Raw genomic sequence first — 17324 nt, 5'->3', positions numbered from 1 at the left:
GCTGACATGACCCGCACCCATGAAATCCGCCCCGATCTGGACGAGGGAATCGACCGCAAGGTTCTCAGCCAACTGCGCGCACGCTTTCTAAAACTCAATGAAGGCCGCATGGCCCGGGCCATGGAAGGGTTGTCGACCCGCCAGCAAACGGTGCTGACGCTGCTACCGCTGTTTTTCCACGTCAATCATCCGTTATTGCCCGGGTATGTTTCCGGCGCTACGCCGGCCGGGCTGTCGAACTTCGAGCCGGACGCCAATGCCCTCGCTGAAGCCCAGCGCCTGACCCGCTCGTTCTCTTACAAGCCGCGCCATGGCAGCAATCCGCCGCGACCGATCCACGGCCTGTTCCTGATGGGCAGCCTGGGTACGCTGGCTCAAGCCGATCAAAGCGACATGGACGTTTGGGTCTGCCACGCGCCGGACCTCGGCGAAAGCGAGCTCGCGGAGCTGCGTAAAAAGTGCCAGCTGCTGGAGGTCTGGGCCGCAAGCCAAGGCGCCGAGGCGCATTTCTTCCTGATCGACCCGACGCGCTTCGTGCTCGGTGAGCGCGACACCCAGTTGAGCTCCGAAGACTGCGGCACCACCCAGCACTACCTGCTGCTGGACGAGTTCTACCGCACCGCCATCTGGCTGGCCGGCCGCACGCCGATCTGGTGGCTGGTGCCAGTCTATGAAGAGTCCGCCTACGACCGCTACACCCACACGCTGCTGTCCAAACGCTTCATCCGTGCCGACGAAAGCCTGGACCTGGGGCATCTGGCATTCATACCGCCGGGGGAATTCATCGGCGCCGGGCTCTGGCAATTGTTCAAGGGCATCGAGTCGCCCTACAAGTCCGTACTCAAGCTGCTGCTGACCGAGGTCTACGCCAGCGAGCACCCCAAGGTTCATTGCCTGAGCCTGCGCTTCAAGCAAGCCGTTTTCGCCAATCAACTGGACCTCGACGAGTTGGACCCGTACATCGTGGTCTACCGGCGCATCGAGGAATACCTCAAGGCCCGGGGCGAGCCGGAACGGCTGGAATTGGTGCGCCGCGCGCTGTACCTGAAGGTCAATCGCAAACTGACCGGCAACACCCGCACCCAGAGCTGGCAGCGTTCATTGCTTGAGCGACTGGCCCAGGAATGGGGCTGGGATCAGCGGCAACTGGCGCTGCTCGATAGCCGCAGCCAGTGGAAAGTCCGCCAGGTCAGCGCTGAACGTCGCGCCTTGGTCAACGAGTTGAACTACAGCTACCGCTTCCTGACCCAGTTCGCCCGCACCGAAGACACCGTCAGCCTGATCAACAAGCGCGACCTCAACGTGTTGGGTCGCCGGTTGTACGCGGCCTTCGAGCGCAAGGCTGACAAGGTCGAATTCATCAACCCGGGCATCGCCCCGGACCTGGCCGAAGACACGCTGACGCTGGTGCAGGCGCCCAACAAGAAAGAACCCGGGCAAACCCAGTGGGGCTTGTACAACGGCAGCCTGGCAGCCCACGAGTGGGAACATTTCGCGCCGATCAAGCGCAGCCGCCAATTGCTGGAACTCCTGACCTGGTGCCACCGTAATGGCGTGATCGACAGCAGCACGCGGCTGGCCTTGCACCCAGGCACCAGCGATTTGAGCGAGTTCGAACTGTTCAACCTGCTCGGCAGCCTGCAACAGAGCATTGCCCTGCCCCTGACCACCGTCGCGGAAGAACCCTTGCTGCGCGCCAGCGTACCGAGCGAGGTGCTGATCCTCGTGAACGTTGGCGTCGACCCGCTCAAGCACCATCGCGATTTAAACATCCTGATGACCACCGAGCGCACCGACTCGCTGAGCTATGCCGGGGTTCGCGAGAACCTGGTGCTGACGCTGGACCAGGTCACGCTCAACAGCTGGAACGAAGTGCTGGTCAGCCGCTACGACGGCCCTCATGCCCTGCTCGACTGCCTGCGCGCCTACCTCAACAACCTGCCGAGCGGGCCACAGCAGCCCAAGCTGCGGGTTCGGTGCTTCTGCCATAACCGTGCGCAATTCATTGCCCGCCGGGTAGAAGAGGTGATCGACTCCGCGCAGAACCTGCTGTTAAGCAACCTCAATCACCGTTACCTGATCCAGGTCCAGCAGCACTATCACGTGCTGGAACTGGTGCCGGGCCAGGTCAACCACGTCGCCATCGCCACCTTGCCGGCGCTGATTGATTACCTGGGTGAGGAACTGACAGGCTACAGCCCGCTGCACCTGGACCCGATGGCGCTGGAAGACCACGACCTCGCGCTGATCCTGCCGATGGGCCAGCCCGAGTGCATTCAGGTGTTCTACAGAATCAATGAGGATCAGGCTGATCTCTACGTGCTGGATGAGCTCAATGCGCTGTGGCAACAACGCCTGCCCTATCACGACGAACAAAGCCTGTTGGTGCCGTTGCAACGCTTCCTGCAATCGATCCAGTACCGGCGCGATGCCTTGTTGCCGATGGATGCCGCGCAGCCGTTGACCCTGGACACGTTGTACTACCAACTGCTGCCGTCCGGCTCCGGGCGCGCGCGCCGGGTAGAAACGCGGCCAGCGCCGCAAACGCCAGTCAACAAACCGTTCTACGACGTGCAGGCCATCATCGGCAAAGCCGCGCCGGGCGAGGTACAGGTGACGCTGTATTGCAATCAGCGAGAGTTTTCAGAGCTGGAACATGGCGACCAACTGTTCAGCGTGGTCGCGCAAGAGATCGTCGAGCAACGCCGCGAGACCGAGCGCTATCGCTGTTACATCACCGACCTCGACCTCTCGGGCCTGCTCGGTGACGGTCAGAGTTCAAGCAATCTGTATCTGCGTTACAAGGCTGACCTGGAGCGCTCGTTGAACGAGGCGCTCGAACAGGTCTGAGGAGCGTTACTCCGGGAAGTCGCCGCCATTGGCCGGCTGTGACTCGACTTCCAGCAACGTCAGCTTGAGGGTCTTGCCGCCGGGTGCCGGCCAGTCGATGTGTTGACCAACCTTGAGACCGAGCAGTGCACTGCCGACGGGCGCCAGTATGGAAATCTTGCCTTCGTCGGCATTGGCGTCTTTTGGGTAAACCAGCGTCAGGTGATAGTCCTTGCCGCTGCCTTCTTCACGGCAATGCACACGGGAATTCATCGTTACGACATCGGCAGGCACGTCTTCGTGACCGACCAGCGTATCGGCGCGGTCCAGCTCGGTTTGCAGCGCAATAACGCCCGGCAGCGTGTCATCCAGGCTGTCGATCAGGCGCTCCAGACGTTGCACGTCCAGACGAGTAAGGGTGATGGAAGGTGCGGTCATGATTAAGGCAGACTCCTTTCTTCTGCACAGAAAAAGCAAAACCCCGCCAGAAAAAGGCGGGGTTTTCACGAGCCTCGATGGGTTGAGGCGTTTCTGGACACTATCACAGCTCAATAAATATACAAGTGAGGGGCGACCAAGCCCCGATATGGGTATTTCGAGCTGAGCCAAAGGAGACCCTGCTCGCGATAGCGGCGTGTCAGACAACATCAAAGCTGAATGCTAGACCGCAATCGCGAGCAGGCTCACAGGTTTTGGGTCAGGCGGAAGTTTTGCGCTGGTGCGCCTGGGCGCAGATAACCCGGCGGCGATCATCGTCGGCCGAACGCCATTCGCGGATGTCTTCGACATGGCGAAAACACCCCAGGCACACCTTTTGTTCATCCAGCCGGCACACACCACTGCACGGCGAAGGGACCGCCGGGCTGACATTGCTGTAGAGCGGCTTCGGTGGGCGAACGACGGCAGGCTCGGTCACAATCTCACAGACCTTCGAAATCGAGTTCGACGTCCGCTTGCAGCTTGACGATGCGCTCGAGCATTTCGCCCAACTGCTCTTCGCTCTTGTCGCACATCCAGCGCTCGCTCTCTTCGTCGTAGTCAAAGTGGAAACCACCGGAGACCGCCGCCAGCCACAGCTGACGCAGCGGCTCCTGACGACTGAAGATCAACTGGCTGCCGTTTTCGAACTTGACGGTGAGCACACCGGCCGAACTCTCCAGATCGATATCCAGGTCACACTCGTCAAAAATATCCTCCAGCGTCTGCTGGGTGGCATCGACCAGATCGTGGAAACGGGCTTCGGTCAAACTCATTGCGGCAACCTCAAAAAGTGTCTGTTCACGCTCAAGCGCCGCAAGATACGGGCGAGCCCCGGTGATTGCAAAGGATAACGACCCAAGGTGATCACTAAACCTGTTGGACCGAGCCTGCTCGAGAAGGGCCCATCATATTCAACATCAATGTTGACTGACACTACGCCTTCGCGAGCCGGCTCGCTCCCACAGGGATTGCGCCCGGCTGACCGGCATCGTGCCAAGCCCCGCCGGACGGGAGCCCCGTCGCATAGGCAAGCTGACGGGTGGCCGGTATACTCCGGCGCAATTAACGCATTTTCAAGGATTTCGCCATGAAGCGCCTGATCTCTTCCCTTGCTGCGCTCGTCGCGGTTGCCTGCCTTGTGTCGGCCTGTGGTCAAAAAGGCCCGCTGTATCTGCCAGACGAAGACCAGGACCCTGTCGAACAGGCCAAGTCCTCGCAAAAACAGCCTGTCTCCAAAGCACACAAGCACGACGTCTACCAATAAGGGAACGCCATGGACGCTTTTAACTACCGTGGCGGGGAGCTGTTTGCCGAAGGTGTGGCCCTGTCGGCCATCGCCGAACGTTTCGGCACACCGACCTACGTCTACTCCCGCGCGCACATCGAAGCCCAATACCTGGCATACGCCGATGCACTGGCCGGTATGCCGCACCTGGTCTGCTTTGCCGTCAAGGCCAACTCCAACCTGGGTGTACTGAATGTCCTGGCGCGTCTGGGCGCCGGTTTTGACATCGTCTCCCGTGGCGAGCTGGAACGTGTGCTGGCCGCTGGCGGCAGCGCTGACAAGATCGTGTTCTCCGGTGTCGGCAAGACCCGTGACGACATGCGTCGCGCCCTCGAAGTCGGCGTGCATTGCTTCAACGTCGAATCCACCGATGAGCTGGAACGCCTGCAAGTGGTCGCCGCCGAGCTGGGCGTTCGCGCACCGATCTCGCTGCGTGTGAACCCGGACGTTGATGCGGGCACGCACCCGTACATTTCCACCGGTCTCAAAGAGAACAAGTTCGGCATCGCCATTGCCGACGCCGAAGACGTGTACATCCGCGCCGCGCAACTGCAAAACCTGGAAATTGTCGGCGTCGATTGCCACATCGGTTCGCAGCTGACCACCCTGCCACCCTTCATCGATGCCCTCGACCGCCTGCTGGGCCTGGTCGACCGCCTCGGCGATTGCGGCATCTACCTGCGCCACATCGATCTCGGTGGTGGTTTGGGCGTGCGTTACCGCGACGAAGAGCCACCGTTGGCTGGCGACTACATCAAGGCTGTGCGCGAGCGTCTCGACGGGCGTGACCTGGCACTGGTATTCGAACCGGGCCGCTTCATCGTGGCCAACGCCGGCGTGCTGCTGACCCAGGTCGAGTACCTCAAGCACACCGAACATAAAGACTTCGCCATCGTCGATGCGGCCATGAACGACTTGATCCGCCCGGCGCTGTATCAGGCCTGGATGGACGTCACCGCCGTGCGCCCGCGTGACACCGCGGCGCGTGCCTACGACATCGTCGGCCCGATCTGCGAAACCGGCGACTTCCTGGCCAAGGATCGTCAGCTGGCCCTGGAAGAAGGCGACCTGCTGGCCGTACATTCGGCTGGCGCCTACGGGTTTGTCATGAGTTCCAACTACAACACCCGCGGCCGCGCCGCTGAAGTGTTGGTGGACGGTGATCAGGCAATTGAAGTGCGTCGCCGTGAGACGGTAGCCGAGTTGTTTGCTGGCGAAAGCCTGCTGCCGGAGTAACCCCATGCTGCTGCGTTTTACCAAGATGCACGGCCTGGGCAATGACTTCATGGTCCTCGACCTGGTCAGCCAGCACGCGCACATTCTGCCCAAGCACGCCAAACAATGGGGCGATCGGCACACCGGCATCGGTTTCGACCAGTTGCTGATCGTCGAGGCGCCGAGCAATCCGGACGTGGATTTCCGTTATCGGATCTTCAACTCCGACGGCTCCGAAGTGGAACAGTGCGGCAACGGTGCGCGTTGTTTCGCCCGCTTCGTGCTCGACAAGCGCCTGACCGCAAAACGGCAGATTCGCGTCGAGACCAAAAGCGGCATCATCGAACTGGATATCCGCAGCGACGGCCAGATTGGTGTCAACATGGGTGCACCGCGCCTGGTACCGACCGAGATTCCATTCGACGCGCCAGAACAGGCCTTGAGTTATAAGCTCGATGTCGAGGGTACGACCGTCGAACTGGCCGCCGTGTCCATGGGCAACCCCCATGCCGTGCTGCGGGTCAGCGACATCAATAACGCACCGGTGCATGAACTGGGGCCGAAAATCGAACACCACCCGCGCTTCCCGGCGCGGGTCAATGTCGGTTTTCTCCAGGTCATCGACCGGAACCGAGCGCAGTTGCGCGTCTGGGAACGTGGCGCCGGGGAAACCCAGGCCTGCGGCACCGGTGCCTGCGCAGCTGCAGTGGCCGCGATCAGCCAGGGGTGGATGGATTCGCCGCTATTGATCGACCTGCCTGGCGGGCGCTTGTCCATTGAGTGGGCAGGCCCTGGCCAACCGGTCATGATGACCGGCCCGGCAGTCCGCGTATACGAAGGACAAGTGCGTCTTTGAGTGAGCGAAATCCATGACCGACAAGCCCCAGGTTCCCGCCCTGCAGCCCGACGAATCCCCTTCCGAAAGCCTTGAGGCGGCGGCGATTGCCGCGTACCTGGAGGCTCATCCGGATTTCTTCATCGAGCACGAAGAACTGCTCCCGGCCATGCGCATTCCGCACCGTCGCGGCGACACCATTTCGCTGGTCGAACGCCAGATGACCATCCTGCGCGACCGCAACATCGAGCTGCGGCATCGCCTGTCGCACTTGATGGACGTGGCCCGCGACAACGACCGTCTCTTTGACAAGACCCGCCGCCTGATTCTCGCGCTGATGGACGCCACCAGCCTGGAAGACGTGGTGATCAGCGTCGAAGACAGCTTGCGCCAGGATTTCCAGGTGCCTTTTGTCAGCCTGATCCTGCTGGGCGACAACCCGATGCCGGTGGGCCGCTGGGTGACTCACGCCGAGGCGCAAACGACCATCGGCGGCTTGCTCTCGGAAGATAAAAGCGTCAGCGGCAGCCTGCGCGAACACGAACTGGACTTCCTGTTCGGCGAAGAACAGCGCAAGCAAATCGGCTCCACCGCCGTCGTCGCGATCAGCCATCAAGGCATTCACGGTATTCTGGCCATCGCCAGCCGTGATCCGCAACACTACAAAAGCTCGGTCGGCACCCTGTTCCTGAGCTACATCGCCGAAGTCATGGGCCGCGTGCTGCCACGGGTCAACAGCTCCCTGCGCTCGGTCCGCTGAGCATGGAACGGCAACTGGACGCTTACTGCGAACACCTGCGCAGTGAGCGGCAGGTGTCGCCTCATACGCTGTACGCCTACCGTCGCGACCTCGATAAGGTGCTGGGCTTCTGCGTCAAACAGAACATCGGCAGCTGGGCCGCGCTGGACATTCAGCGTCTGCGCAGCCTGATCGCGCGCCTGCATTCACAGGGCCAATCGTCCCGCAGCCTCGCGAGACTGTTATCAGCGGTTCGCGGGCTCTATCACTATCTGAATCGCGAAGGCCTGTGCGACCACGACCCGGCCAATGGCCTGGCGCCGCCCAAAGGCGAACGCCGCCTGCCGAAAACCCTCGACACCGACCGCGCGCTGCAACTGCTGGAGGGCGCGGTGGAGGATGATTTCCTGGCGCGGCGGGATCAGGCGATTCTGGAGTTGTTCTATTCCTCGGGATTACGTCTTTCAGAGCTGACCGGGCTCAATCTGGATCAGCTGGATCTGGCCGACGGCATGGTTCAAGTGCTGGGCAAGGGTAGCAAAACCCGTCTGTTGCCGGTCGGCAAGAAAGCGCGCGAAGCGCTGGAGCTGTGGTTGCCCCTGCGCGCGATGACCAACCCGGCCGACGACGCCGTATTCGTCAGCCAGCAAGGCCGACGCCTCGGGCCACGAGCGATTCAGGTGCGAGTCAAGGCGGCCGGCGAGCGGGAGCTGGGGCAAAACCTGCACCCGCACATGCTGCGGCACTCCTTTGCCAGCCACTTGCTCGAGTCCTCGCAGGACTTGCGCGCGGTGCAGGAACTGCTCGGCCACTCGGACATCAAGACCACCCAGATCTACACCCACCTGGATTTCCAGCACCTGGCCACGGTTTACGACAGCGCCCATCCACGGGCCAAACGCATTAAAGGCGATGACTCATGACCATCCAATTGATCACCTTCGACCTCGACGACACCCTCTGGGACACCGCCCCGGTGATCATCAGCGCCGAGGCCGTACTGCGTGAATGGCTGACCGAGCATGCGCCGAACCTTGGGGGCGTACCGGTAGAGCATTTGTGGGCGATTCGTGAGCGGATCCTCAGTAGTGAACCGGGGCTCAAGCACCGCATCAGCGCGTTGCGTCGTCGAGTGTTGTTCCACGCCCTGGAAGAAGCCGGTTACGACGATCACCAGGCAAACGATCTCGCCGACCAAAGCTTTGAAGTGTTTTTGCATGCGCGGCATCAGATCGAGGTGTTCCCGGAAGTCGAGCCGACCCTGGAAACCCTGGCCAAACACTACGCCCTCGGCGTGGTCACCAATGGCAACGCCGATGTGCGTCGGTTAGGGCTGGCGGACTACTTCAAGTTTGCCTTGTGCGCCGAAGACATCGGCATCGCCAAACCGGATGCGCGCTTGTTTCATGAAGCGTTGCAACGTGGCGGGGCAACACCTGAAACGGCTGTGCACATTGGCGATCATCCAGGTGATGACATTGCCGGTGCGCAGCAGGCAGGGCTGCGGGCGATCTGGTTTAACCCGCAAGGTAAAGCGTGGGAAGCGCAGAAGGCTCCGGATGCCGAGATTCGCAGTTTGACCGAACTGCCAGCGTTGCTGGCCCTGTGGAATTCCCGACACCCATCCTGAAACCACCGATTTTCCCTTGTAGAAGTGAGCCCGCTCGCGATTGCGGTGTGACATTCAGCATTTATGTTGCCTGACACACCGCAATCGCGAGCAGGCTCACTTCTACAGGGGATCGTGTCGAGCTCAAGCGTTTTGCACCGCCCATGAAAAAGCCCGCAGCGACGGCGGGCTTTTTCAGCAAGCAAGGGCAGACGCTTAGATAGGCCGGCTGCCGTACTTGTTATCAGGCTTCTTGGGAGGATCGGCGACCACGTTGGCCTCCACTTCCTGCACCTTGCCGCCCTTGGCCAAAAACTCTTCCATGGCCCGCGCGAGAGCATCGCGTTCCTTGTTCTTGGCTTCGACACTCGGCAGCTCATCGACCGATACCGCTGCCTTGGCTTTGCCTTTGGCGGTCGGAACGGGCGCGTCGCCACCGTCGTCTTCAGCGACGTCTTCGGCCGCTGCTTCCAGACCTTCTTCGGTTTCGTCGTCGTCGCCTACTTCGAGGTCGTCGTTTTCCAGATCATCGTCGCTCATGTTCTACCTCATGACTCTTGCGAAAAGCAGATTAGTTATAGCCCAGCTTTACCGTCTGTCGACAGTTGCCGGAAAAATTCAATAACCGCTGGTGACCAGCGGTTCATGCCTCTTCACCGTGCACGGTGGCGAGGACTTTACGGGCACCGCCAAAATCACGGTGCTCGCCCAGATAAACACCTTGCCAGGTCCCCAGCGCCAGTCGGCCTGCCGAGATCGGCAAACTGAGCTGACAGCCAAGCACGCTGGCCTTGAAGTGCGCCGGGAGGTCGTCCAGGCCTTCGTCGTTATGCTCATAGCCGTCTGTTCCTTGTGGGATCAGACGATTGAAAAATCGTTCGAAGTCGCGACGTACCGCCGGATCGGCGTTCTCGTTGATGGTCAACGACGCCGAGGTATGCTGTAGCCACAAATGCAACAGACCGACCCGACACGCCTTGAGTTCAGGCAAGCCGGCGAGTAACTCGTCCGTTACCAGATGAAAGCCCCGGGGCCGTGCCCGCAGGGTAATCAGAGTCTGTTGCCACATACAGTTCTCCGCACGTTCGGGGCGCATTCTAGCGCGCTCTGGGAAAAAACAAAGGCCCTAATATTCCTTCAATCATGTAAGCCATTGCCTGCAGAAAAACGCCCGTCGCAAACGCCCCTGAACGTGTACGAAAAAACCTTTCAGCAGGTCCTTCACTGACAAACGCCAGACAAAAAAATGCCCGGCAAGCCGGGCAAGTTTTTTATGCGCGTCTTACAAGTTGTAGCCGCGTTCGTTATGGAGTGCCAGGTCGATGCCGACAGCCTCTTCTTCTTCCGTGATACGCAGGCCCATGACAGCGTCCAGGACCTTGAGAATGATGAAGGTGACGATCGCGGTGTAGATCACCGTGAAGCCCACGCCTTTGCACTGGATCCAGACTTGTGCGGCGATGTCGGTGACGGTGCCGAAGCCACCCAGCGACGGTGCAGCGAACACACCGGTCAGGATCGCGCCGAGGATACCGCCGATACCGTGCACACCGAAGGCGTCCAGGGAATCGTCATAACCGAGTTTGCGTTTCAGGGTGGTGGCGCAGAAGAAGCACACCACGCCCGCTGCCAGGCCGATCACCAGCGCGCCCATCGGGCCCACCGTGCCAGCGGCTGGCGTAATGGCGACCAGACCGGCGACCACACCCGAAGCAATACCCAGTGCACTCGGTTTGCCGTGAGTCATCCACTCGGCGAACATCCAGCCCAGTGCGGCCGCAGCGGTTGCGATCTGCGTTACCAGCATCGCCATGCCGGCGGTACCGTTGGCCGCCGCAGCGGAACCGGCGTTGAAGCCGAACCAGCCGACCCACAACATCGCGGCGCCCATCAGGGTGTAACCGAGGTTGTGCGGGGCCATCGGAGTGGTCGGGAAGCCTTTGCGCTTGCCCAGTACCAGGCAGGCAATCAGACCGGCCACACCGGCGTTGATGTGCACCACGGTGCCGCCGGCGAAGTCGAGTACGCCCCAGTCCCACAACAGGCCGCCGTTACCGGACCAGACCATGTGCGCAATCGGTGCGTAAACCAGGGTGAACCACACGCCCATGAAGATCAGCATGGCGGAGAACTTCATCCGCTCGGCGAAGGCACCGACGATCAGCGCAGGAGTAATGATGGCGAAGGTCATCTGGAAGGTAACGAACACCGCCTCAGGGAACAGCGCCGCAGGACCCGTCAGGCTGGCTGGCGTGATGCCGGCGAGGAAGGCCTTGTTCAGGCTCCCGAAGAACGAGTTGAAATTGATGACGCCCTGTTCCATGCCGGTGGTGTCGAACGCGATGCTGTAGCCATAAATGACCCACAGGACGCTGATCAGGCCGGTAATGGCGAAGCACTGCATCATCACGGAAAGAATGTTTTTGGACCGAACCATGCCGCCGTAGAACAGCGCGAGGCCGGGAATGGTCATGAACAGCACGAGGGCTGTCGAGGTCATCATCCAGGCGGTGTCGCCAGAGTTGAGGACTGGGGCCGCCACTTCGTCTGCCGCCAAGGCCAGGCCGGGCATTACGAGGGACAACAGGGCTCCTAGCCCTGCGAATTTACGCAGAGTCATATTGTTTTCTCCTGGGGCGTTGGGTTTGTGGCGGCGTTTAAATCGCGTCGGTATCGGTTTCGCCGGTACGGATGCGAATCGCCTGTTCCAGATTGACCACGAAGATCTTGCCGTCACCGATCTTGCCGGTGTTGGCTGCCTTGGTTATCGCCTCGATAACCCGGTCCAGATCCTTGTCGTCAATGGCGACATCGATCTTCACCTTGGGCAGAAAATCGACCACGTATTCCGCGCCGCGATATAGCTCGGTGTGACCCTTCTGCCGACCGAAGCCTTTGACTTCAGTAACGGTAATGCCCTGCACGCCGATCTCGGACAGCGACTCGCGCACGTCGTCCAGTTTGAACGGCTTGATGATGGCAGTGACTAGCTTCATGAAAACTCTCTCCCGAATTGGTGGACTTGCCCCAGGAAAACAAACCCGACTCAAGTCTAAGCGCAGTGCCTGGCTTTGTAACGCATCGTCGGCCTTGAATGCCCGTACGACCCCAGCTAACCACCCCGTACGAAACACTTCCCCCGTTTCGCCTGGCGCACTGCATTCGTCACAGCGACTGCATCAGTGCATGGGTTGATAGTCACTAAGCAGAAAGCTTGCCATCTCGCCAAAACCCACTGAATTCAATCCCTTGGCCAATACCACGAGCCGGCGCCCTCCATTACCCGCGAACTAACGCACAACAACAGTGCGCTGCCGTCCGTCCGCATGCGCGAAAAGCGTGCGTCGACGACCCGCCGAAATTGACTATAGACACTGCGTGATACACTGCCCGCCATTGTTGACAGGACATTTGCCATGCTCGCACCCAAAGACTTCCTCGACGCCCTGACCGGCACCGCCTCACGCCTCTTCAGCGGCGAAACCCCATTGCCGAAAAGCGAAATCGAAAGCCAGTTCAAGGCTTTGTTGCAGAGTGGCTTCAGCAAGCTGGATCTGGTGAGCCGGGAAGAGTTCGATAGCCAGATGGTCGTGCTCGCACGCACCCGGGCACGGCTGGAGAGTCTTGAAGCCAAGGTGGCGGAGCTGGAAGCGAAGCTGAATCCACCTGCCGAGTAACACTGCAAATCCCTGTGGGAGCGGGCTCGCCCGCGAATAGCGTTACCTCGGTCTACCAGCCCTCCCACACTGGATAGACCGCCCCCTGTAGGAGCTGCCGTAGGCTGCGATCTTTTGATCTTCCGCCCCGCCACAATCTCGGCAACGTCCTACAAAGATCACCACCGCCGTCCGATAGCGCCGCGAAGCCCAGGTTCCTAAGCTCATCCCCAGCTGAATATTCAGCACTGGGTTTGGCGACCTGGAAGCTTAAGGTGCACGACGACCATCTCTCGAGTCATGGCGGCTGTGCGTGGGAGACCTTCGGGTCTGCCGGGTTCCTTTTGCTCCGGTTCGCCAACCCGCGTACAGCTGCCACCCCAATCGTTTGGCGACGATTGCCGGCAGCCCCATTAGCAAAAGGAGCTGTATCAATGAATAGCGATGACGCTTATCTGTCCCCACACATCTTTATCCGCCACAAACTCTATCTCCACGCCCTGCTGTTGGAAAACCAAGCCTGGTTTAGCGCCCGTGATCTAGGCCGTCTCTTGCGCCTCTTCCTCGACGAACGCGCCGTCCGCAAACTCGATCCTGATCAACATCAATCCGCGCGAGTTCTCATCCACGGCACCCTCGAAAACACCCTGCTAATCAGCGAATCTGGCGTCTACGCCCTGCTCGTCTACCACTACTGCCCCGAATACCGAGGCCTGCGTGAATGGCTGACCCACGACGTAGTGCCAGCCCTCAGAGACGCTCAACATCCGGCAACAAGCGAACGCCCGATTCTGAGTCTGTTGAACTGGCCGGAGATGTCGCTGAGTTTGCTGCACTGGAATAACCAGCCGTGGATTCGGTTGCAGGATGTTCCGCAGATGCTGCCGGAAGGTGAGCGGACGCAACGTGCGGTGAATGCGCCGTGGTGGAAGCGTGCTTCGCGAATGCTGCAATCGCGTTAAGTGGCTAAAGCGCGACCACGTTCGATTTCGGCTTTACGCAGATCGTAAGTCAACTGCAGGTTCAGCCAGAACTCGGGCGTGGTGTTCAGGTGGCCGGACAGCATCTTGGCTAAATCAGGGCTGACATTTCTGGTCTTCGCCAACAGCTCAATTACTTCAACTACGAACGTACCCCATCGGGACGGAGGAGCAGCCAACTCAATCCCCAACGGCTCAAGAAATTCCTTTGCAAGGATTTCTCCAGGATGAATCGGCCGCATTCCATTAATGTCCATTTCCCCTCCTGAGGGCCTGATGTGCTGCAATCATAATCAACAATCGCCAGCAAAAAAAATCGCCCCAGAGTTCTCTCGCCGAAGTCCTTCATGTTTCTCGGCACAGTCCTACAAAACCAACCCCTTGCCTGGTTACGCTATCCAAGAATCTCACGCACCTTCACCACCAGAGGCCAAGCAATCGGTAACAAGGTTTGACAGGGACAAGAATCAAAGCTCAAAAATGCGGTGCTCATAGACCACCTGTTGATGGGACTCAGGACGGGATCGAAAGCTGCTGGTACTATCGGCGGATACCTATGAGGAGCCGCTGGATGGTACCAATCACAAGACGTGAACTCGTTAAAGCCTGGGGGGAGTTACGGCAAGCTTCAAAGGCGACCAGTCGTGTAAACCCCCATCGATTGCTCCTTTTTTACGCGGTTGAGTGTGGGTTGAAAGCCATTTATCTGCGGGAAAACAATTCAGATGTTTTGGATGAAACCACTGTTGGACTCAAAAACCATGATCTGAACCAGGTTATGGATAAGCTCCGCATGGGTAAAGAATATCGACTGCCGCTGAGCCTTACCCTTCCAGAACTACGTTCTCCAGGGAGCGTGCAACCCAGAAAATGTGGTTCAGGCTCACTGAATCAAGTGTGGAGATATGGATCGAAATGTGAGATTCCTGCGGATGACGAGCAGTTGGAAGCAACGCTGGAAAAAGTAAATGACTGGATTGCAGGAGAAATAAGATGAGCCTTGATCAGAATGAGCGCATGCCTTTGACCTGGCTCGACGTTGAAAGGGGATTCAAGCGGTCTACAGAAAACTTCACAGCTTTTCCCGAAGGCGTGACACGTATTCGTTGCTTTTATGACGGCGCTGAAATCGAAGCAGCTGTTTCAACACTAGCAAGGGATTGGGTTTCACAAACATTCCAGTCCGCTTACAACGAAACCAACAATTCAATAACGTTGGCCATCGGGGATTGCGACTATCCAATTTCATTTGTCACTCCAAATGATGAGCCAGAAACACCTATTCAATATCCATTATGGAAAGAACAGGCATATCTGAAACCACAGGTAGGAAAACACTACCCCCCTAAATTTAGTGACGGACCAAGAATGGTCTCATTCCACTCTTTTAAGGGTGGTGTAGGTAGAACTACCGCCTTAATGACGTATGCTTCAGCGATTCTGAACGCACCTACCACAAAAAATATAAAAGTTTTGCTGGTAGATGCTGACTTAGAAGCTCCTGGAATTAGTTTGTGGCTCGAAACCCCAAGTATGCCAACGGTTTCATTTGTAAAATTTCTCGAGGCAATGCACTACCCTCCTGAGAGCACGGATCAGGCATTGAACTATTTCGCCTCGGAGCTCCGTAAAACGTCTTTAAATTTAGACGGCAGTCGAAAAGAAATTTTTATTCTCCCATCCGCTGTAAAGCTATCCGAAATAATGGATATGCCGGTGTTACCCTCGCACATTGCAAAAAACCCAAAAAATCCGTGGCTATTAACAGATCACCTGCACGAGCTAGGTAAAAAACTAGATGTTGATATGGTTTTTGTAGATCTACGAGCAGGACTCAGCGAACTCTCAAGCCCTATATTGTTTGACACCCGAGTGGAGCATTTTTTTGTAACCACGGTCGCTCATCAATCAGTATTAGGCATGGCCTCGATATTAGAGCATGTTGGACGCTTCCAGTCGGGCATCCAACGAGATAGTGAGTCGCTAACTAAACCATCGGTGGTTTTAAGTCTACTGACACCGACACTCAGAAAGCTACCGGACTATACCCTGGCGATTGAAAAGTTGAATGGCGCTTATATCAGCTCCGACATCAACATAATCGATGACGCAGAAGATATCTCGCCAAGCATAGACTGGGTAGAGGCAGAATTCGAATCAACTTTAATGAGCATAAGCTCAGTAAAGCAAGCGCTAGAACTTCTAACGAAAGCACCATTGTATGAAAGCGCATCAAAATGGGCTATAACTCGTACAGAGCACCAAGAGAAAGATACTGAAGATCAGCAGGATGAAAGGCCTAAGTTAAAAACTGACATAGCCTCACTACACCAAGTGTGTGAAGGCTTCCAGTTTGCTGAAAAATCTACTAGTTCTGAGATGCTTGTAACAGACCCATTGCGCAACTTGGCCAAGCATTACAACTCGGACTTGCCAAACATCGTATCCGTTGGCGCCAAAGGCGCAGGAAAGACCTTTACCTTTCTCCAACTATGCAGAACAAAGACCTGGGATCAATTTTTAGAAAAGATCAATATAACCGACCCGGAAATTGTTAACTGTCATATTTTTCCTGCTATAAGTTCACAGAATATTGATGGAGATTCGCTGACTATAGTCAAAGACGCCGTCGAGAGCTTTAGCGATACCCTAGCAGTGCCATCTATTCCTTTGAATAGTATTCAGACAAAGATCACTAAACTCGTTAGCCAACATGACATCGACTGGAATGACACGTGGGAAAAACTGCTTGTAGAAGCCATCGGCCTTCCAAGCAATAATTTTGTCGAGCTCAACACCTGGCTAATCGCGAACAACAAATCGATAGTTTATGTCATCGATGGTATTGAGGACTTATTTGATAGCCCTGCTATAGAAAACCAACGAATGGCAATAAAAGCACTTTTGGAAATTCCGAATTCTCTAAATGCACTAAGGCAGCGAAAAATTGGATTCGTGTGCTTTGTCAGGGCTGACTATGTACAGGCCTCAATTAGACAGAATATTGCTCAGTATCTGTCACGATTCCAACCTTTTAGGTTGGAGTGGACGCCAGAAACATTTCTGCGCCTCGTATATTGGCTGTGTAGTAAATCCAATATTATCCAAGCGAAAACAGAGCTTGCTGAAACATTGTCAATGGAAGAACTACTCAGCGCTCTAGAGGAATTGTGGGGCAAAAAGATGGGAGGGAATTCATCAAAAGAGGCTAATAGTGCTCGCTGGGTATTTGCCGCTCTTTGTGACCTTAACGGCCGCCTTCAAGCTCGAGATGTAGTTCGTTTTCTTAAGTTCTCTGCAAAACAGATGCAAACGAAGAGGACAGAAGGATGGCCTGACAGACTGCTTTACCCGGAGGCGATCAGACAATCGCTGTCCGAATGCAGCAGGGAAAAGGTAGAAGAAGCCAGCACGGAAATTTTGCCGCTAAGGGAATGGCGTGTAAAACTTTTGGAAGTATCAGACGAGTTCAAAAAAGTCCCATTCAACCCTGGCAATGTGGGCCTATCTGACGAGCTGATACGCTCACTGAAAGACATCGGTGTTATTTACGAAGACATAGATCGCCTAGAGGATTCCGATCGATTCTATCTGCCCGAGATCTACCGTACGGGATTGGGCTTTAAATCAGCTGTAGGGGGGAGACCAAGAGTTCAAGCCTTGCTCAAACGTAACTTGGGGGGGATGCCATTCTAA

At 57.3% G+C, this 17324-nt stretch carries 19 protein-coding genes; 11 read left to right on the top strand and 8 right to left on the bottom strand.

The window, feature by feature from the left end:
- Positions 1–6: 6 nt before the first annotated feature.
- On the top strand, positions 7–2850 hold the full coding sequence (locus AB4N43_RS17650) for a class I adenylate cyclase (protein WP_059181969.1): 2844 nt from the start codon (positions 7–9) through the stop codon (positions 2848–2850).
- Between the two features lie 6 nt (positions 2851–2856).
- Here the strand turns inward: AB4N43_RS17650 and rnk are convergent, their stop codons facing one another.
- From rnk to cyaY, 3 genes are all read right to left on the bottom strand, one after another.
- Positions 2857–3267, bottom strand: coding sequence for a nucleoside diphosphate kinase regulator (rnk, locus tag AB4N43_RS17645; protein WP_027926409.1), 411 nt, complete (start codon positions 3265–3267; stop codon positions 2857–2859).
- A gap of 259 nt (positions 3268–3526) precedes the next feature.
- Positions 3527–3745 (bottom strand): DUF1289 domain-containing protein, encoded by a 219-nt coding sequence (locus AB4N43_RS17640; RefSeq protein ID WP_027926408.1) that lies wholly within the window; start codon positions 3743–3745, stop codon positions 3527–3529.
- 4 nt (positions 3746–3749) lie between these two features.
- Positions 3750–4082, bottom strand: coding sequence for an iron donor protein CyaY (gene cyaY / locus AB4N43_RS17635; RefSeq protein ID WP_027926407.1), 333 nt, complete (start codon positions 4080–4082; stop codon positions 3750–3752).
- Between the two features lie 314 nt (positions 4083–4396).
- On the opposite strand from cyaY, the gene lptM reads away from it, so the two are divergent.
- From lptM to AB4N43_RS17605, 6 genes are read left to right on the top strand one after another with little or no spacing between them, the layout of a single operon-like run.
- Positions 4397–4573 carry an LPS translocon maturation chaperone LptM gene (gene lptM, locus AB4N43_RS17630; protein ID WP_032833701.1) on the top strand — a complete coding sequence of 59 codons (177 nt, stop codon included), beginning with the start codon at positions 4397–4399 and terminating at the stop codon, positions 4571–4573.
- A 9-nt stretch (positions 4574–4582) separates the two neighbouring features.
- Positions 4583–5830 carry a diaminopimelate decarboxylase gene (gene lysA, locus AB4N43_RS17625; protein WP_027926406.1) on the top strand — a complete coding sequence of 416 codons (1248 nt, stop codon included), beginning with the start codon at positions 4583–4585 and terminating at the stop codon, positions 5828–5830.
- A 4-nt stretch (positions 5831–5834) separates the two neighbouring features.
- Positions 5835–6665, top strand: a complete 831-nt coding sequence (dapF, locus tag AB4N43_RS17620) for a diaminopimelate epimerase (protein ID WP_027926405.1) — start codon at positions 5835–5837, stop codon at positions 6663–6665.
- Positions 6666–6678: 13 nt separating this feature from the next.
- Positions 6679–7404 (top strand): DUF484 family protein, encoded by a 726-nt coding sequence (locus AB4N43_RS17615; protein WP_027926404.1) that lies wholly within the window; start codon positions 6679–6681, stop codon positions 7402–7404.
- Positions 7405–7406: 2 nt separating this feature from the next.
- Positions 7407–8306 carry a tyrosine recombinase XerC gene (gene xerC, locus AB4N43_RS17610; protein ID WP_008040629.1) on the top strand — a complete coding sequence of 300 codons (900 nt, stop codon included), beginning with the start codon at positions 7407–7409 and terminating at the stop codon, positions 8304–8306.
- Positions 8303–9013: an HAD family hydrolase gene (locus tag AB4N43_RS17605; protein WP_460151769.1), complete on the top strand. Its 711-nt coding sequence runs from the start codon at positions 8303–8305 to the stop codon at positions 9011–9013. The genes xerC and AB4N43_RS17605 overlap by 4 nt, the downstream gene beginning before the upstream one ends.
- Before the next feature lie 195 nt (positions 9014–9208).
- Here AB4N43_RS17605 and sutA read toward each other — a convergent pair whose 3' ends face one another.
- The 4 genes from sutA to glnK form a co-directional block, all read right to left on the bottom strand.
- Positions 9209–9532 carry a transcriptional regulator SutA gene (gene sutA / locus AB4N43_RS17600; RefSeq protein ID WP_008050867.1) on the bottom strand — a complete coding sequence of 108 codons (324 nt, stop codon included), beginning with the start codon at positions 9530–9532 and terminating at the stop codon, positions 9209–9211.
- Positions 9533–9635: 103 nt separating this feature from the next.
- On the bottom strand, positions 9636–10061 hold the full coding sequence (locus tag AB4N43_RS17595) for a secondary thiamine-phosphate synthase enzyme YjbQ (protein WP_008030499.1): 426 nt from the start codon (positions 10059–10061) through the stop codon (positions 9636–9638).
- Between the two features lie 213 nt (positions 10062–10274).
- The gene (locus AB4N43_RS17590) at positions 10275–11612 is read right to left on the bottom strand and encodes an ammonium transporter (RefSeq protein ID WP_027926392.1); all 1338 of its coding nucleotides are present in this window, start codon (positions 11610–11612) and stop codon (positions 10275–10277) included.
- A gap of 37 nt (positions 11613–11649) precedes the next feature.
- Positions 11650–11988 (bottom strand): P-II family nitrogen regulator, encoded by a 339-nt coding sequence (glnK, locus tag AB4N43_RS17585; protein WP_002555808.1) that lies wholly within the window; start codon positions 11986–11988, stop codon positions 11650–11652.
- 420 nt (positions 11989–12408) lie between these two features.
- Between glnK and AB4N43_RS17580 the strand changes: the two genes are divergently transcribed.
- A complete protein-coding gene (locus AB4N43_RS17580) occupies positions 12409–12669 on the top strand; it encodes an accessory factor UbiK family protein (RefSeq protein ID WP_046032213.1) in 261 nt (86 codons plus the stop codon).
- A gap of 413 nt (positions 12670–13082) precedes the next feature.
- Positions 13083–13610: a BRO-N domain-containing protein gene (locus tag AB4N43_RS17575; protein WP_460151768.1), complete on the top strand. Its 528-nt coding sequence runs from the start codon at positions 13083–13085 to the stop codon at positions 13608–13610.
- On the opposite strand, the gene AB4N43_RS17570 is transcribed toward AB4N43_RS17575, so the two are convergent.
- Entirely contained in the window at positions 13607–13885 is a 279-nt protein-coding gene (locus tag AB4N43_RS17570; RefSeq protein ID WP_460151767.1) for a HigA family addiction module antitoxin, read from the bottom strand. The genes AB4N43_RS17575 and AB4N43_RS17570 overlap by 4 nt on opposite strands.
- 314 nt (positions 13886–14199) lie before the next feature.
- On the opposite strand from AB4N43_RS17570, the gene AB4N43_RS17565 reads away from it, so the two are divergent.
- Together AB4N43_RS17565 and AB4N43_RS17560 are read left to right on the top strand one after the other, a co-directional pair.
- The gene (locus AB4N43_RS17565) at positions 14200–14625 is read left to right on the top strand and encodes a hypothetical protein (RefSeq protein WP_460151766.1); all 426 of its coding nucleotides are present in this window, start codon (positions 14200–14202) and stop codon (positions 14623–14625) included.
- Positions 14622–17324, top strand: a complete 2703-nt coding sequence (locus AB4N43_RS17560; RefSeq protein WP_460151765.1) for a P-loop ATPase, Sll1717 family — start codon at positions 14622–14624, stop codon at positions 17322–17324. The genes AB4N43_RS17565 and AB4N43_RS17560 overlap by 4 nt, the downstream gene beginning before the upstream one ends.

This window comes from Pseudomonas sp. S2_B07 (assembly GCF_054668435.1).
This window is presented reverse-complemented; position numbering and strand designations above follow the sequence as displayed.

What these genes read in the sequence shown, in the direction of transcription:
- AB4N43_RS17615 (WP_027926404.1), top strand. Translation starts at nt 6,679, where the DNA reads ATGACCGACAAGCCCCAGGTTCCCGCCCTGCAGCCCGACGAATCCCCT.
- AB4N43_RS17575 (WP_460151768.1), top strand. Translation starts at nt 13,083, where the DNA reads ATGAATAGCGATGACGCTTATCTGTCCCCACACATCTTTATCCGCCAC.
- AB4N43_RS17595 (WP_008030499.1), bottom strand. Translation starts at nt 10,061, where the DNA reads ATGTGGCAACAGACTCTGATTACCCTGCGGGCACGGCCCCGGGGCTTT.
- AB4N43_RS17650 (WP_059181969.1), top strand. Translation starts at nt 7, where the DNA reads ATGACCCGCACCCATGAAATCCGCCCCGATCTGGACGAGGGAATCGAC.
- AB4N43_RS17560 (WP_460151765.1), top strand. Translation starts at nt 14,622, where the DNA reads ATGAGCCTTGATCAGAATGAGCGCATGCCTTTGACCTGGCTCGACGTT.
- dapF (WP_027926405.1), top strand. Translation starts at nt 5,835, where the DNA reads ATGCTGCTGCGTTTTACCAAGATGCACGGCCTGGGCAATGACTTCATG.
- lptM (WP_032833701.1), top strand. Translation starts at nt 4,397, where the DNA reads ATGAAGCGCCTGATCTCTTCCCTTGCTGCGCTCGTCGCGGTTGCCTGC.
- AB4N43_RS17565 (WP_460151766.1), top strand. Translation starts at nt 14,200, where the DNA reads ATGGTACCAATCACAAGACGTGAACTCGTTAAAGCCTGGGGGGAGTTA.
- sutA (WP_008050867.1), bottom strand. Translation starts at nt 9,532, where the DNA reads ATGAGCGACGATGATCTGGAAAACGACGACCTCGAAGTAGGCGACGAC.
- AB4N43_RS17605 (WP_460151769.1), top strand. Translation starts at nt 8,303, where the DNA reads ATGACCATCCAATTGATCACCTTCGACCTCGACGACACCCTCTGGGAC.
- xerC (WP_008040629.1), top strand. Translation starts at nt 7,407, where the DNA reads ATGGAACGGCAACTGGACGCTTACTGCGAACACCTGCGCAGTGAGCGG.
- AB4N43_RS17570 (WP_460151767.1), bottom strand. Translation starts at nt 13,885, where the DNA reads ATGGACATTAATGGAATGCGGCCGATTCATCCTGGAGAAATCCTTGCA.
- lysA (WP_027926406.1), top strand. Translation starts at nt 4,583, where the DNA reads ATGGACGCTTTTAACTACCGTGGCGGGGAGCTGTTTGCCGAAGGTGTG.
- AB4N43_RS17580 (WP_046032213.1), top strand. Translation starts at nt 12,409, where the DNA reads ATGCTCGCACCCAAAGACTTCCTCGACGCCCTGACCGGCACCGCCTCA.
- cyaY (WP_027926407.1), bottom strand. Translation starts at nt 4,082, where the DNA reads ATGAGTTTGACCGAAGCCCGTTTCCACGATCTGGTCGATGCCACCCAG.
- rnk (WP_027926409.1), bottom strand. Translation starts at nt 3,267, where the DNA reads ATGACCGCACCTTCCATCACCCTTACTCGTCTGGACGTGCAACGTCTG.
- glnK (WP_002555808.1), bottom strand. Translation starts at nt 11,988, where the DNA reads ATGAAGCTAGTCACTGCCATCATCAAGCCGTTCAAACTGGACGACGTG.
- AB4N43_RS17590 (WP_027926392.1), bottom strand. Translation starts at nt 11,612, where the DNA reads ATGACTCTGCGTAAATTCGCAGGGCTAGGAGCCCTGTTGTCCCTCGTA.